Origin of the sequence: Massilia sp. Mn16-1_5, assembly GCF_004798585.1 — a bacterium.
Classification (GTDB): Bacteria; Pseudomonadota; Gammaproteobacteria; order Burkholderiales; family Burkholderiaceae_D; genus Telluria.
The window spans coordinates 205,280-219,685 of sequence record NZ_PPXQ01000002.1; the positions used below are offsets into that span (position 1 = coordinate 205,280).

Consider the following 14,406-nt stretch of genomic DNA (forward strand, 5'->3'; position numbering starts at 1 on the left):
GGGGCGGGCGCATGCGCAGGTGGAACGGCTGGGGCGAAGAGACGATCGATGTCGAGATGAATGCGGATGCGCTGCGCTTCCTGGAAGCGCGCATCGGGCCGGGGCAGGCGCCCGTCGACGCCACTTTCGAAGACGCCTGCGCTGCGATTCCCGCCAGCCGCCTGGTGCCGCATCCACTCGTCGATACGACGCCATCGGTACGCGCCCTGCATGCGCTGGGCCAGAGCCTGCCCGACTGGCTGCGCCTGCGCCATGGGCGCCTGAGCGCGGTGCCGGACGGCGTCGCCTTCCCGGAGAGCGCGGACCAGGTGCGCGCGCTGCTGGCCTATGCGGCGGAGAATGGCGCCGCCGTGATTCCTTATGGCGGAGGCACCAGCGTCGCCGGCCACCTGACGGCGCCGGGGGAGCAGCCCACGCTGTGCATCGCCCTCGGCCGCCTGCGCGCGATGCGCAACCTCGACACCGAATCGCAGCTCGCCAGCTTCGGCGCCGGCGTCACCGGTCCCGACCTTGAAGCGCAGCTGCGCGCCCACGGCTACACGCTCGGGCACTTCCCGCAATCCTTCGAGTATTCCACGCTGGGCGGCTGGGTTGTCACGCGTTCTTCCGGCCAGCAGTCGCTGCGCTACGGCCGCATCGAGCAGCTATTCGCGGGCGGCCGGGTCGAGACGCCGGCAGGAACGCTGGAGATCTCGACTTTCCCCGCATCCGCCGCCGGCACCGACTTGCGCGAACTGGTGCTCGGCTCGGAAGGGCGGCTCGGCATCCTGGTCGACGCCACCGTGCGCGTCACCAAGCTGCCGGACTTCGAGGCCTTCCACGCCGTATTCTTCCCCGATTGGGAAAGCGCCCAGCGCGCCGTGCGCACGCTGGCCCAGGCGCGCCTGCCACTGTCGATGCTGCGCCTGTCGAACGCCGTGGAAACCCAGACCATGCTGGCGCTGGCCGGCCACAAGCGGCAGGTCGCCATGCTGGAAGGGTGGCTGCGCCTGCGCGGCTGCTTTGATGCCAAATGCATGCTGCTGGTCGGCGCCAGCGGCAGCAAAGGCCAGGCGCGCGCCGCCCTGCGCGCGGCCTTTTCGATTACACGCGCCGAGCGCGGCGTCCACATCGGCAAGGGCCTGGGCGAGCGCTGGCGCCACAACCGCTTCCGCAACGTCTACCTGCGCAACTCCGCCTGGCGCCAGGGCTATGCCATCGACACGGTGGAGACGGCGCTCGACTGGCCGGGCGTGAGCGCTGCCATGGCGGCCATCGAGGCGGCCGCCGCGCGGGCCCTGGGCGAACACGGGGAGCGCGTGCACGCCTACACCCATCTGTCGCACCTGTACCCGCAGGGCGCGAGCGTGTATTCCACCTTTGTCTATCGTTTGGCGGGCGACTACGAGACGGATCTCGCGCGCTGGCGCAGCCTGAAAAGCGCGGTGTCGGAAGCCATCGTCGCCAGCGGCGGCACGATCAGCCACCAGCACGGCGTCGGCGCCGACCACGCGCCCTGGCTGGAAGCGGAGAAGGGACAGCTCGGACTGGAAGCGATGCGCGCGCTGTTCAAGCGCTTCGATCCGGATGGGCGCATGAATCCGGGCAAGCTGGTGATGCCGTGAGCGCACTCTGGCCGCAGGGTTGGCGCGCGGCGCTGCCCGAACTGTGCGCGCGCGAATGGGACCTGCTCATCGTCGGCGGCGGCATCACCGGCGCCGGCATCCTGCTCGAAGCCTCGCGCCGTGGATTGAAAGCCCTGCTGGTCGAACAGCGCGACTTCGCCTGGGGGACGTCCAGCCGCTCCTCGAAGCTGGTGCACGGCGGCCTGCGTTACCTGGCGCAGGGGCACCTGAAGCTGACGCGCGAAGCCGTGCACGAACGCGAGGCGCTGCTGCGGGATGCGCCGGGCCTGGTCGAGCCCCAGGGCTTCGCCTTCGCCGACTACGGCGCCAGCAAGCGCAAGCGCCGCACCATGCTGGCCGGCCTGGCGCTGTATGATCTGTTCGCCGGACGGCGCGAAGCGCACTGGCTGCCGACGACCGAATTTGCGCTCCGGGCGCCCGGCACGGTGCGCGAAGGCCTGCAAGGCGGCGTGATCTACACCGACGCCAAGACCGATGACGCGCGCCTGGTACTGCGCACGCTCGCCGAGGCGCGCCGTCACGGCGGGCAGGCGCTCAACTACGTCGCGGCGCGCTCGCTGCTCAATGGAGCGGGCAGGGTGAACGGCGCCGTGCTGCGCGACGACGTGGACGGCACGCTGCATCAAGTGCGCACACGCCTCGTGATCGACGCCTGCGGGGCCTGGGCCGGCCTGCTGGGCCAGGATGGCCCGCGCCTGCGCCCGCTGCGCGGCAGCCACCTGGTACTCCCGGCCTGGCGCCTGCCGCTGGCGCAGGCGATCAGCCTGATGCATCCGATTGACGGCCGTCCCGTGTTCGCCTTCCCCTGGGAGGGCGCGACCCTGGTCGGCACTACCGACGTCGACCACCGCGACGGCCTGGCGCGCGAGGCGGCGATCACGCGCGCGGAGCTCGACTACCTGATGCTGGCCCTGACGACCCAGTTCCCGCAATGCGGCCTGAAGGAGGCCGACATCCTCGCCACCTATGCCGGCGTGCGTCCGGTGCTCGACGACGGCGCGGCCGGCGCGCCCTCGCAGGCGGGCCGCGAACACGCCGTGTCTTCCCGTCCTGGCATCGTCAGCGTCGCCGGCGGCAAGCTGACCACCTTTCGCGCGATCGCGCTCGACACCCTGCGTCTCGCACAAGCTCAGCTGCCCGGCTGGGGCGATGGCTTGTCGCCATGCCGGATCTTCGATCCGGTCGCGCTGCCGCAGGCCGGCCGACGCATGCCGGGCACCATGCTGCGGCGCCTCGCGGGCCGTCATGGCATGCAGGCCCAGGCCCTGCTCGACGCCGCCCACGAGGGCGAACTGGACACCATCCCGGGAACCGACACCCTGTGGGCCGAACTGCGCTGGGCCGCGCGTGCGGAAGCGGTGCGGCACCTGGACGACCTGCTGCTGCGCCGTACCCGCATCGGCCTGCTGCTACGCGGCGGTGCTGAGGAACACCTGGCGCGCATCCGCGCCATCTGCCAGCCCGAACTCGGTTGGGACGACGCGCGCTGGGAAGAGGAAGTGTGCTCCTACCGGCAGACCTGGAACAATCATTACAGCCTGCCGCCCGCGGCAAGGCAAGCACACGCATGAACACCGATCCGCTCATCCTTTCCATCGACAACGGCACCCAGAGCGTGCGCGCGCTGCTGTTCGACCTGCGCGGGAACATCGTCGCCAAGAGCCAGGTGCCGCTGCAGGCCTACTTTTCGCTGCAGCCCGGCTGGGCCGAGCACGAGCCGGAAGACTACTGGCAGGCGGTGTGCCGCGCCTGCCAGGGTTTGTGGAAGCAGCCCGGAGCCGATCGAACGGCCGTGGCCGGGGTGGCCGTGACGACCCAGCGCGGCACCGTGGTCAACCTGGACGTCGATGGCAAGCCGCTGCGTCCCGCGATCACCTGGCTCGACCAGCGCAGGACCGGGACGGTGCCGCCGATCGGCCCGTTCTGGCGCACGGCCTTCAAGCTGGCGCGCGTCGCCAGCACGATCGACTTCTTCCGCGGCGAAGCCGAGATCAACTGGATCCGCGCCCACCAGCGCGAGGTGTGGGAGGCGACGGATAAATTCCTGCTGCTCTCCGGTTACCTGAACTGGCGCCTGTGCGGCCGCTTCCTCGACTCCAGCGGCTCGCAGGTGGCCTACCTGCCCTTCGATTACAAGCGCCACGAATGGGCATCGAAACGCGACTGGAAATGGCAGGCGCTGGCGGTGGAGCGCCGCATGCTGCCCGAACTGCAGCCGCCGGGCACGCAACTGGGCAGCATCGGCGAGGAGGCCGCCGCGCAGACCGGCATCCCGGCAGGCACGCCCTTGTTTGCGGCCGCCGCCGACAAGGCCTGCGAAGTGCTGGGTGCGGGCTGCCGCGAGCCGCACGTGGGCTGCCTGAGCTACGGCACCACGGCGACCATCAACACCACCAGCCGCCGCTATGTCGAGGTGACGCCTTTCGTGCCGCCGTATCCGTCGGCGATTCCCGGTGCGTACAGCACCGAGGTGCAGGTCTTCAGGGGCTACTGGATGGTCAACTGGTTCAAGGAGCAGTTCGGCCACCACGAGCAGCTGCAGGCGCTCGCCGGCGACCTGGCGCCCGAGCAGCTCTTCGACCGCCTGGCCGAATCGGTGCCGCCCGGTTCCATGGGCCTGATGCTGCAGCCATACTGGACGCCGGGCATCCGGGTGCCGGGACGGGAAGCGAAGGGCGCGATCGTCGGCTTCGGCGACGTCCACACGCGCGCCCACGTCTACCGTGCCATCCTCGAAGGGCTGGCCTACGCGCTGCGGGAAGGGAAGGAACGGATCGAGGCGAGGAGCGGCGTGCGCATCACGGAGTTGCGGGTCTCGGGCGGCGGTTCGCAGAGCGACGCGGCGATGCAGCTCACCGCCGACATCTTCGGCCTGCCGACCGCGCGCCCGCACGTGTACGAGACCTCGGGCCTGGGCGCCGCGATCGACGCCGCCGTCGGCCTGAAACTGTATCCGGACTTCGCCAGCGCCGTGGATGCGATGACGCGCGTCGGCCGGGTGTTCGAGCCGATCGCGGCCAACCGCGCGATCTATGACCGGCTCTACAAGCGGGTATATAAGAAGATGTACCGTCAGCTGCAGCCGCTGTACCACCAGATCGCCGAGATAACCGGCTACCCGCAGCAGCTTTAAGCGTCGAGCACCGCGGCGATGGCCTTGAACGTCGCCCCGGTCTTCACGGCGCGCACGCCGTTGCGGCCGGTCTCCTTGACCGCGTACATGGCGCGGTCGGCCTGCACGAAGAAGTCCTTGATGTCGTCGATCTGGGTCGGCACGATGGTCGCGACGCCGAGGCTGGCGGTGACCCAGGGCGAGGTCCTTGAACCCGGGTTCGGGATGTTCAGCGACTCGATGTGGGCGCGGATCGTTTCGGCCATGGCGCAGGCGGATTCGAAGCCGGTTTCGCCGAACAGCAGCACGAATTCCTCGCCACCGTAGCGCGCCGCCAGGTCGGTCGTGCGCAACGCATGCGACTGCAGCGCCATCGCCACCTGCTGCAGGCAGGTGTCGCCGGCGGCGTGGCCCAGGCTGTCGTTGTAGCCCTTGAAATGGTCGACGTCGAGCACGATCAGCGACAGCGGCTGGCTCGAACGCAGGGCGCGCTGCCATTCCTTGTCCAGGAAGGTGTCGAAGTGGCGCCGGTTGGCTATTTTTGTGAGCGGATCGACCATCGCCGCGCGCTGCAGCGCGTTTTCCGACTGTTTGTGGTGGGTGATGTCGTGCAGCAGGGCGACGAACAGGGGCTGCTCGGCGTCCATCGGCGTCAGCGTGAAGTCCATTGCGCGCAGAATGCCGTCGCGCTGGCGGATCAGCACTTCGCGCGCGCCGCGCGCGTTCGGCCCGGTTCCGCCCCGCACGCCCTGGCCGAACAGGTCCAGGCATTCCTGCGCCACCGAGGGCGCCAGCAGCGCGTCGAGCGCGACGCCGGCCAGCTCGCCCGGCCCGTAGCCGAGGTAGCGGTCGCAGGCCGGATTCGTGTACTGGATGCGGCCCGAGGGCTCGATCACCATCAGGCCTTCGTCCATGCTGTCGACGATCAGGCGCAGGCGCTCGGCCTGCTGTTGCTGCGACATGCTGGTGCGGCGGAACTGCAGCTGGGCGCGTACGCGGGCGCAGACCTCGGCCAGGCGCAGCGGCTTCGGGATGTAGTCGGCGGCGCCGATGTCGAAGGCGGCCACGATGTCGTCCGTCTCGGTACGCGCGCTCATGAAGATGACCGGGATGTTGCAGGTCGACGGATGGGCCTTCAGGCGGCGGCAGACTTCCATGCCGTCCATGCCGGGCAGGACGATGTCGAGCAGGATCAGGTCGGGCTGGGCGCGCTGGGCGATCGAGAGCGCCCGCTCGCCGCTATTGGCGACAAAGGTCTGGTAGCCCTGTTGCAGCATCATGGAGCGCATGGCTCCGAGCTGGGCCGGCGCGTCGTCGACGATCAGGATGGCGGCCTGGCGCATCGTGGCAGCTGGAGCGGGGGCGAGGGGAGACATTGCGGTTGTCGCGGTGACGAGTTTGATTTCGTTCAAAATCATAACCCGATGTCGACACCTGCGGGAATTTTTGTTGCCTAAGGGCTAGTATTTATTGTTGAAGTGCCACAACTCTGTGGTATGAAAACCGCTGTAACTGAAGGTTTTTCCGACTGGAAATTCCATCTTATGCAGGGTGGCTGGCGCCGCAGCCGCTGCGGCGCCAGAAAGCATTACAGCATGGCCGCGATCAGCTTGCCGAGGATGGCGATGCCTTCGCGAATGCGCTCCGGCGGCACGGTGACGAAGGACAGGCGCAGCGTGTTCGTTTCGCCTTCGTTGGCATAGAAGGGCGCGCCTGGGACAAAAGCCACGCGCGAGGCGATCGCCGTGTCGAGCAGCTTCATGGCGTCGATACTCTTCGGCAGCGTGACCCAGATGAACATGCCGCCTTCCGGCTTGGTCCAGCTGACGCCGGCCGGGAAGTGCTCCGCCATCGCGTCCAGCATGGCCTGGCACTGGTTGGCGTACAGGGTGCGGATGGTCGGGATGTGTTCGTCGAGGAAGCCGTCCTTCACCACTTCGTGCACCACCATCTGGGTCAGCTGGGCGGTATGCAGGTCGGCCGCCTGCTTGGCCAGTTCGAGGCGGCGCACCAGCGGCAGCGGGGCGCACACGTAGCCGAGGCGGATACCCGGGGTCAGGACCTTGGAGAAGGAGCCCATGTAGATCACGCCGTCCGGGTTCATGGCCACCAGTTTCGGCATCGGCTCGCCCGAATACGACAGCGCGCCGTAGGGGTCGTCCTCGATCAGCGGCAGTTGCAGGCGGGCGCAGGTCTCGACCAGTTCCTGGCGCCGTGCCAGCGACAGCGAGCGGCCGGTCGGGTTCTGGAAGTTCGGCAGCGAATACAGCAGGCGCGCTCCCTTGGCCACGCCATCGATCGAGGAGGGCACCAGGCCGTCGTCGTCGGTGGCGACCGAGGCGAATTCCGGACGGTAGACCGAGAAGGCCTGCAGCGCGCCCAGGTAGCTCGGGGTCTCCACCAGCACGCGGCTGCCTTCGTCGATCAGCACCTTGCCGATCAGGTCGAGCGCCTGCTGCGAACCCGACACCATCATGATCTGCTCGGGCAGGATCTTCGTGCCTTCCGTGGACAGCGAGTTCGCGATCCATTCGCGCAGCGGCGCGTAGCCGTCGGTCGGGCCGTACTGCAGCGCTACTTTACCCGTCTCGGACAGTACCTTGTCGTAGGCCGCCTTCATGCGCTCGACCGGGAAGGTGGCCGGCGAAGGCAGGCCGCCGGCGAAGGAGATGATCTCCGGACGCTGGGTGATCTTCAGGATCTCGCGGATGAAGGAGCTTTGCAGCCCTTGCGCGCGTTCGGAAAACTGCCACTGGATGGGATTCGGATTCTCGATTTTCATGCTGGTCTCACTGGAAGAGCGCACCGGATAGGCGGCCTGCTGAAAAAAAGGCCGGGCTTGTGGCCCGGCCTTTACGGTAAGTGTTACGCCACTTCGACGATCATTTCGATCTCGACGCAGGCGCCGCGCGGGATCTGGGCCACGCCGAAGGCGGAGCGGGCATGCTTGCCGGCGTCGCCGAAGACTTCGCCGAACAGTTCCGAGGCACCGTTGGTGACCAGGTGCTGCTCGGTGAAGTCAGGGGTCGAGTTCACCAGGCTCATCAGCTTGACGATGCGCTTCACGCGCGTCAGGTCGCCGCCGCAGGCATCCTGCAGGGTGCCCATCAGGTCGATGGCGATAGCGCGCGCGGCGGCCTGGCCGTCCGCCGTGGTCTTGTCCTTGCCCAGCTGGCCGACGTTGACCGAGCCGTCCGCGTTCTTCGCGATGTGGCCCGAGATGAAGACCAGGTTGCCGGTCTGTACGTACATGACGTAGGCGGCGGCCGGGGCAGCAGCTTGCTGCAGGGTGATGTTCAGTTCCTTCAGTTTGTCGTAGACGGACATGGGTTTCTCTGTAGTGCGGTGGATGAAGCCGGTATTGTACGACTTGCCAGCGTCGATGCCCACTTATGGTGCGACAGCGCGTGCCGGTTGCCGCGCGAGTTCCACGATGGCGGCGTTCCAGATGTTCACCCAGGTGTTCATGCCATGGCCGCTCGGCACGTAAATCTCATTGACCAGGGCGCCGCGGGCACGTAGTGCGGGAGCGATCGCCGTCGCGTTCTTGTAAAAGCCCCGTTCCATATGGCCTGCGCCGACAAAGGCACGCCGCCCGTCCAGCGCCTCCTCGCTGCGGGTGCGCCACTGCGCCGGCGACATGATGATGGCGCCATCGAAATGTCCACCCTGTGACACCAGCGCATCGTAGGCCCAGGCGCCGCCGTTCGAATAGCCGGCCACGATACGCCGGCGCGGCCGGGCGCCGCCTTCGATCTGGCCAGCCAGGTCCTGTGTCACGAAACGCATGAAGGCGTCGTAGCGCGCCGGATTCACGTCCAGCAGGAGTTCCTCGATGCGTGCGCCGTTCGTGTCGAGCTCGGCATTGTGAACGCCGGCGATCACGATGCCGCGCATGTCGATCCCGTTCGCCAGCGCGTTGTGGACGAATTGGTCGGTGGTATGGCCGTCGGATGTGTAGATGACGATGCAGCCGGCAATGCCCCGGCGGCAGGCGGCGCCCCGGAAGACCGATACCTTGCGCGTACCGTATTCGCCCTGGGCCGCAAAAGTGCGCGTTTCCAGTGCCGCCCCGTCGCGGGCGACGAGACCGGTGTCGATCTTGTTGTCTGCAAAGACGAACTGGGGCGAGCCCCGGTGCCGCAGGCGGGTATCCGGGCGCTTGTCCGCCCCGAGGAACTGGAGGTCGAGCAAGGCAGTTTGCATCCGGCTCCAGCGGAAGCGGGCCGAATACACGTCGTCGGCAATCCTGTCGAGGTAACCCTGGATTTCGCAGCAGAGGAAGGGGCCGTTCGGATAGAGGGCAGGGCCCGGCAACATGCGCACGCTGACAGCCAGGGTGTCGTCCTTGATCTCCCACGCGAAATCCCGTGTGCGCAGCTTGGCGAGTTCGGACGCCAGGACCTCTGGGGACAAGGGCTGCTTGCAGGGAAGATCAACGCCGGCCTCAGGATGCTCCGCCGCACAGGCGCGCATGTCGCGCGGGATGAAACGCTCGTCGGCCAGCGTGGTATGGCACAGCATCAGGCAAGCCAGCGAAAACAGGGCGGTCAGCGCACGGCGCGCAAGGGCAAAACGGGTCGGTGCGGTCATCGCATGCGAGATCGAGTTGGCAAACCGCCGAGTATAGGGAATCTAACTGCTTGTAAACTCACCAATGTTCACGTCGGCGTCGGCCATCCGCTTGAATGCCGCCGCTACCCGGGAACCTGGGTCAGCGCCACGTTCGCGGTAGCCCACGTGCTGGCAGGCATACCAGTAGCTCACGACGCGTCGCTCCGTCTTCGCAAGAAAGCCCGGGTTCTCGCGAAAATCTGGGCTACGACTTGCGCCTTCGTTTCGAGTTCGGCGGGAAATGTCCGGACGGGAGAGTCGGTAAGGAAGGTCATCGTCGGTTTCTCGGTCCCGGATGGGATGCCTGGATAGTGTAATGTTTGCAAGCGCCGGCAGAGCAAGCTGGCCCATTTATTTGTTATTGTTTTGGTATTGCTTGGTGGTATCATTCCGGGTCGCCGCGTCAGCGGCCCATTCGGAGATCGCAAGCATGCCGCCGGTGTTACTACTCAAGCTCCTGCTGGTCCCGCTCCTGATCTGGCTGGTTACGCTCGCCGGCCGCCGCTGGGGTCCCGCAGTCGCCGGGTGGCTCTCCGCCTTTCCGATCGTCGCCGGTCCCATCCTGTTCACCCTCAGCCTGGAGCAGGGCGCTGCCTTTGCCGCGCGTGCCGCGGAGGGAACCTTGCTGGCGGTCGTCGCCATTCTCGTGTTCAGCCTGGCCTACGCCTGGGCCTCGCTGCGCTGCGGCGTCGCCGGGTCGATGCTCACCGCGCTGCTGGCCTTGGCAGGCAGCGTGGCCCTGCTGCAGGCGACACGCTTGCCCCTGGGCCTGGCCTTCGTGCTGGTCTGGTGCGCCTTGCTGCTGTGCCTGAAAGTGTTTCCGCAAGCGGCCCCGGTGGCTGCCGGCAAGCGCCGCAACGATCTGCCTTGGCGCATGCTGGCCGCGGCCCTGCTGGTGCTGGCCGTGACCGGCGGCGCCACCCACATGGGCGCGCGCCTGTCGGGGTTCTTCGCCATGTTCCCCGTGATGGGCACGGTGCTGGTCGGGTTCGCCCACGCCGGTTCCGGTCGCGCGGGCGCGGTGGCCCTGCTGCGCGGCATGGTAATCGGTTACTTCGGCTTCGCCACCTTCTGCGTCGTGCTGGCCATGCAGCTACGCGAGGGCGTGGTCGGAAGCGCGTTCGCCCTGGCGCTGGGCTGCGCACTGGTGGTGCACGTTGCGGCGCGACGCCTGCTGGTCAGGCCTGCCTTGCCGGCGGCGGTTGCCCCTCAGGCAAAGGCCTGAAAATCGGGGTCTTGAAAACGGTGACAGTATCCCAATATTGCAGCAATCCGTTCAACCTGCTTATTTAATCTGAACCACCACGAGGAACAAGATGGCTGTCGCCGAAAAAGAAACCCTTGGCTTTCAAGCTGAAGTAAAACAGCTGCTGCAACTGATGATCCACTCCTTGTATTCGAACAAGGAGATCTTCCTGCGCGAACTGATCTCGAACGCGTCCGACGCGGCCGACAAGCTGCGCTTCGAGGCGATCAACAACGATGCCCTCTATGGCAACGACCACGAGCTGAAGATCCGCGTCAACTTCGACAAGGAAGCGAAAACCATCACGATTTCGGACAACGGCATCGGCATGAGCCGCGACGAAGTCATCTCGCACCTGGGCACGATCGCCAAGTCGGGCACCAAGGAATTCTTCTCGCGCCTGTCGGGCGACCAGCAAGCCGACGCGGCCCTGATCGGCCAGTTCGGCGTGGGCTTCTATTCGGGCTTCATCGTCGCCGACCGCATCACCGTCGAGACCCGCCGCGCGGGCGCCGACGCCTCGCAGGGCGTGCGCTGGGAGTCGACCGGCGAGGGCGACTACTCGGTCGAGCAGATCGAGAAGGCTGGCCGCGGCACCGACGTCATCCTGCACCTGCGCGCCGGCGAGGAAGAGCTGCTCTCGAGCTGGAAGATCAAGTCCATCATCCGTAAATACTCCGACCACATCTCGCTGCCGATCCTGATGCAGAAGGAAGAGTGGGACGAGGAGAAGAAGGAAACCGTCCTGAAGGACGACTTCGAGACCGTCAACCAGGCCAGTGCCCTGTGGGCCCGCAACAAGGCGGACGTCACGAAGGAGCAGTACGACGAGTTCTACAAGCACGTCTCGCACGACTTCCAGGAACCGCTGACCTACACGCACAACCGCGTCGAGGGCCGCAGCGAGTACACCCAGCTGCTGTACGTGCCGAGCCACGCGCCCTTCGACCTGTGGGACCGCAACAAGCGCGGCGGAATCAAGCTGTACGTGAAGCGCGTCTTCATCATGGACGACGCCGAGCAGCTGATGCCGACTTATCTCCGCTTCATCAAGGGCGTGATCGATTCGGCCGACCTGCCGCTGAACGTCTCGCGCGAGATCCTGCAGGAGTCGCGCGACGTCAAGGTGATCCGCGAAGGCTCGACCAAGCGCGTGCTGGGCATGCTGGAAGAACTGGCGAACGCCGACGAGCAGGAAACCAGGGACAAATACGTCACCTTCTGGAAGGAATTCGGCCAGGTGCTGAAAGAGGGCATCGGTGAGGACACGACCAACAAGGACCGCATCGCCAAGCTGCTGCGCTTCGCGTCGACCCATGCCGACTCCGCCGACCAGACCGTGTCCTTTGCCGATTACATCGCGCGCATGAAGGAAGGCCAGGACAAGATTTACTACGTCACGGCCGACAGCTACAACGCCGCGAAGAACAGCCCGCACCTCGAGATCTTCCGCAAGAAGGGCGTCGAAGTGCTGCTGCTGACCGACCGCGTCGACGAGTGGATGCTGTCCTTCCTGACCGAATTCGAGGGCAAGGAACTGACTTCGGTGGCCAAGGGCGGTCTCGATCTCGGCAAGCTGGAAGACGAAGCCGAGAAGAAGGAACACGAAGAGACCGAGACCCAGTACAAGGAACTGGTCGAGAAGATGAAGGGCGCCTTGGCTGATAAAGCCAAAGATGTGCGCGTCACGCACCGCCTGACCGATTCGCCGGCCTGCCTGGTGGCGGACGAGCACGAACTGTCGGCCAACCTGGTGCGCATGCTGAAGGCGGCCGGCCAGAACGCGCCGGAGTCGAAGCCCATCCTCGAGATCAATCCGAACCACCCGCTGGTCACGCGCCTGAAGTACGAAGACGCGACCAGCCCGCGCTTCGCCGACTGGTCGCACATCCTGTTCGACCAGGCCATGCTGGCCGAGGGCGGCAGCCTCACCGATCCCGCGGCCTTCGTGAAGCGCTTGAACGAGATGCTGCTGGCGACGAGCAAGTAAGCGTCCTCGCGATCGTCAAAAGACCGGGCTACACGCCCGGTTTTTTTATGCCTCGATCGTTAACGTTGATTGACCGGAAGGTTCAACGGGTGGCGGACTGGCTGCGCGCCGCCAGCCGCACGAACATCCGCTCGAACCACCATTTGCGGTGCTCCGTCAGCTGCCCAAGCACCAGCGTCGCCAGCGCGATCAGCACCACCAGCATCCCCACGTCCAGTGCATTCGAGGCCCGGTGCGGATACAGCGCGAGCCACAGCCGCATCACCAGCGCATGCACCAGATACAGGGTAAAGGTGTAGGAGGCAAGCCAGCGGATCGGCCGCTCGAGATGCTGGAGGGCGCGCAGGCCGAGGCTGCGCGCACACAGGAAGTTCGCCACCACCAGCACGCAGACGAGATAGTCGGCCAGGAAGCGGTCCGCGCTTTTCAGGGGCAGGCCGGGGAAGGGCCAATGGGCGAGGGCGGCGGCGCGCAGCGCCACATCCAGTCCGCTCGCTTTGAAGGCGAAAAACAGCCCCAGCGTCGCGCACCAGCCGAACAGCGCCAGCGGACGCGCCAGCGTGTGCCGCTTCTGCCAGTGCCAGGCCAGTACGCCGGCTGTCCATACCGGCAGCAGCAGCCACAGCTTCGGGCCGGCCAGCAGCAACAGGGAGCCGAGGATCGCCAGCCGGCGCTTGCCGCGCAGGTAGAAGGCGGCGCCGAAGAGCGCGTAATACCAGACCTCGTAGCCGAGCGACCAGTAAGGCGCCAGCAGCGGCGGCGGTTCGGAAATGGTCCAGAGTTCGCCCATGAACAGCAGGTGCAGCGGCAGGTAGAGCCAGGGCTTGGCCAACTGGTAGTACGCGTGCGGGGACGCCCGGCCGCTCAGCACGAGGAAAGCAGCGGCAGCGAATGCCAGCAGCAGCACCGGCAGGGCGACCGAGTAGATGCGGGTGGCGCGCGCCACCCAGTAGGCGCGCAGGCCGGCGTTCCTGCGCTCGGTCGTATAGGCGATCACGAAGCCGGACAGCACGAAGAAGACGACCACCGCTTCGCGCCCCAGGCCGAGCCACCAGTGGCCGCTGCCGGGAACGATCACACCGTAGGGCGAGAAATGGCTGGCGACGACCAGCACCGCCGCGAGGAAGCGGCAGCAGTCCAGATACAGCGAGAATGCGTGGGGGAGGGACGCCGGGCGCTCGGCCACGCTGATGCCGGCCGTGGCCTCGTGTGCACCCATGCCGCTTCCCGACATAGGCGCTAGGCCCGCACCTGCCCGAGGAATTCGAGCAGCAGGCGCTCGCCCTCGGGCCAGTCGCCGTAGCCGGCATCGGCGTTCACGTGGCCGGCGGCGCCGATTTCGACGTAGCGGCTGCCCCAGGCTTCGGCAAAGGCCAGGGCGCGCTCGCGGCTGACGAATTCGTCGTCGGTACTGGCGATGACCAGGCTGGGGAAGGGCAGGCGCGCGAGCGGCACGGGCGCGAAGCCGTTGCTGCCGATCGGGTAGGTCGAGGCCTCGACGTCGCTTGGTGCGACCAGGAAGGCGCCGGCCGCGCGCAGCGGCGAACCGGAGGCGGCCCAGTGGGCGGCGAGGATGCAGCCCAGGCTATGCGCGACCAGCACCGGCGCACCCGCGCAGGCGGCGACGGCGGCATCGAGTTCGGCCACCCATTCGTGGCGGTCCGGATTGTTGAAGTCGCGGTGCGCGACCCGGCGCCAATCGGGATGGCGCGCTTCCAGGTGCGACTGCCAGTGCTGCGGTCCGGAATCCCAGAGGCCCGAAAGAATCAGTACGTCGCCGTCCATGCCGTCTCCTTGTCGATCAATTCATTCTACATGG

General features: G+C 66.8%; 11 protein-coding genes. 5 read left to right on the forward strand and 6 right to left on the reverse strand.

Annotated features, from left to right (window positions below; genetic code table 11):
* The first annotated feature begins 11 nt into the window (after positions 1-11).
* Genes C2862_RS25640 through C2862_RS02975 form a run of 3 tightly spaced genes read left to right on the forward strand, consistent with a single transcriptional unit; the run spans position 12 to position 4,758 of the window.
* Complete coding sequence (locus C2862_RS25640) at positions 12-1,604, forward strand: FAD-binding oxidoreductase (protein ID WP_136218627.1); 1,593 nt, start codon at positions 12-14, stop codon at positions 1,602-1,604.
* Complete coding sequence (locus tag C2862_RS02970; RefSeq protein ID WP_229467264.1) at positions 1,601-3,196, forward strand: glycerol-3-phosphate dehydrogenase/oxidase; 1,596 nt, start codon at positions 1,601-1,603, stop codon at positions 3,194-3,196. The genes C2862_RS25640 and C2862_RS02970 overlap by 4 nt, the downstream gene beginning before the upstream one ends.
* Positions 3,193-4,758, forward strand: a complete 1,566-nt coding sequence (locus C2862_RS02975) for an FGGY-family carbohydrate kinase (RefSeq protein ID WP_136218629.1) — start codon at positions 3,193-3,195, stop codon at positions 4,756-4,758. Before C2862_RS02970 ends, C2862_RS02975 begins: the two co-directional genes overlap by 4 nt.
* Here the strand turns inward: C2862_RS02975 and C2862_RS02980 are convergent.
* From C2862_RS02980 to C2862_RS02995, 4 genes are all read right to left on the reverse strand, one after another.
* On the reverse strand, positions 4,755-6,113 hold the full coding sequence (locus C2862_RS02980) for a diguanylate cyclase (protein WP_136218630.1): 1,359 nt from the start codon (positions 6,111-6,113) through the stop codon (positions 4,755-4,757). The two genes, C2862_RS02975 and C2862_RS02980, sit on opposite strands and share 4 nt — an antisense overlap.
* A gap of 212 nt (positions 6,114-6,325) precedes the next feature.
* The gene (locus tag C2862_RS02985; protein ID WP_136218631.1) at positions 6,326-7,519 is read right to left on the reverse strand and encodes a PLP-dependent aminotransferase family protein; all 1,194 of its coding nucleotides are present in this window, start codon (positions 7,517-7,519) and stop codon (positions 6,326-6,328) included.
* 83 nt (positions 7,520-7,602) lie between these two features.
* The gene (locus tag C2862_RS02990) at positions 7,603-8,064 is read right to left on the reverse strand and encodes a RidA family protein (RefSeq protein ID WP_136218632.1); all 462 of its coding nucleotides are present in this window, start codon (positions 8,062-8,064) and stop codon (positions 7,603-7,605) included.
* Between the two features lie 63 nt (positions 8,065-8,127).
* Complete coding sequence (locus C2862_RS02995) at positions 8,128-9,330, reverse strand: hypothetical protein (RefSeq protein ID WP_136218633.1); 1,203 nt, start codon at positions 9,328-9,330, stop codon at positions 8,128-8,130.
* Between the two features lie 451 nt (positions 9,331-9,781).
* Between C2862_RS02995 and C2862_RS03000 the strand changes: the two genes are divergently transcribed.
* Both C2862_RS03000 and htpG read left to right on the forward strand, forming a co-directional pair.
* On the forward strand, positions 9,782-10,576 hold the full coding sequence (locus tag C2862_RS03000) for a hypothetical protein (protein WP_136218634.1): 795 nt from the start codon (positions 9,782-9,784) through the stop codon (positions 10,574-10,576).
* A 91-nt stretch (positions 10,577-10,667) separates the two neighbouring features.
* Positions 10,668-12,587, forward strand: a complete 1,920-nt coding sequence (gene htpG / locus C2862_RS03005; RefSeq protein WP_136218635.1) for a molecular chaperone HtpG — start codon at positions 10,668-10,670, stop codon at positions 12,585-12,587.
* Between the two features lie 82 nt (positions 12,588-12,669).
* On the opposite strand, the gene C2862_RS03010 is transcribed toward htpG, so the two are convergent.
* Both C2862_RS03010 and C2862_RS03015 read right to left on the reverse strand, forming a co-directional pair.
* Positions 12,670-13,806: an acyltransferase gene (locus tag C2862_RS03010; protein ID WP_168709988.1), complete on the reverse strand. Its 1,137-nt coding sequence runs from the start codon at positions 13,804-13,806 to the stop codon at positions 12,670-12,672.
* A gap of 20 nt (positions 13,807-13,826) precedes the next feature.
* Positions 13,827-14,372: an alpha/beta hydrolase gene (locus C2862_RS03015; RefSeq protein WP_136218637.1), complete on the reverse strand. Its 546-nt coding sequence runs from the start codon at positions 14,370-14,372 to the stop codon at positions 13,827-13,829.
* Positions 14,373-14,406 lie beyond the last annotated feature (34 nt).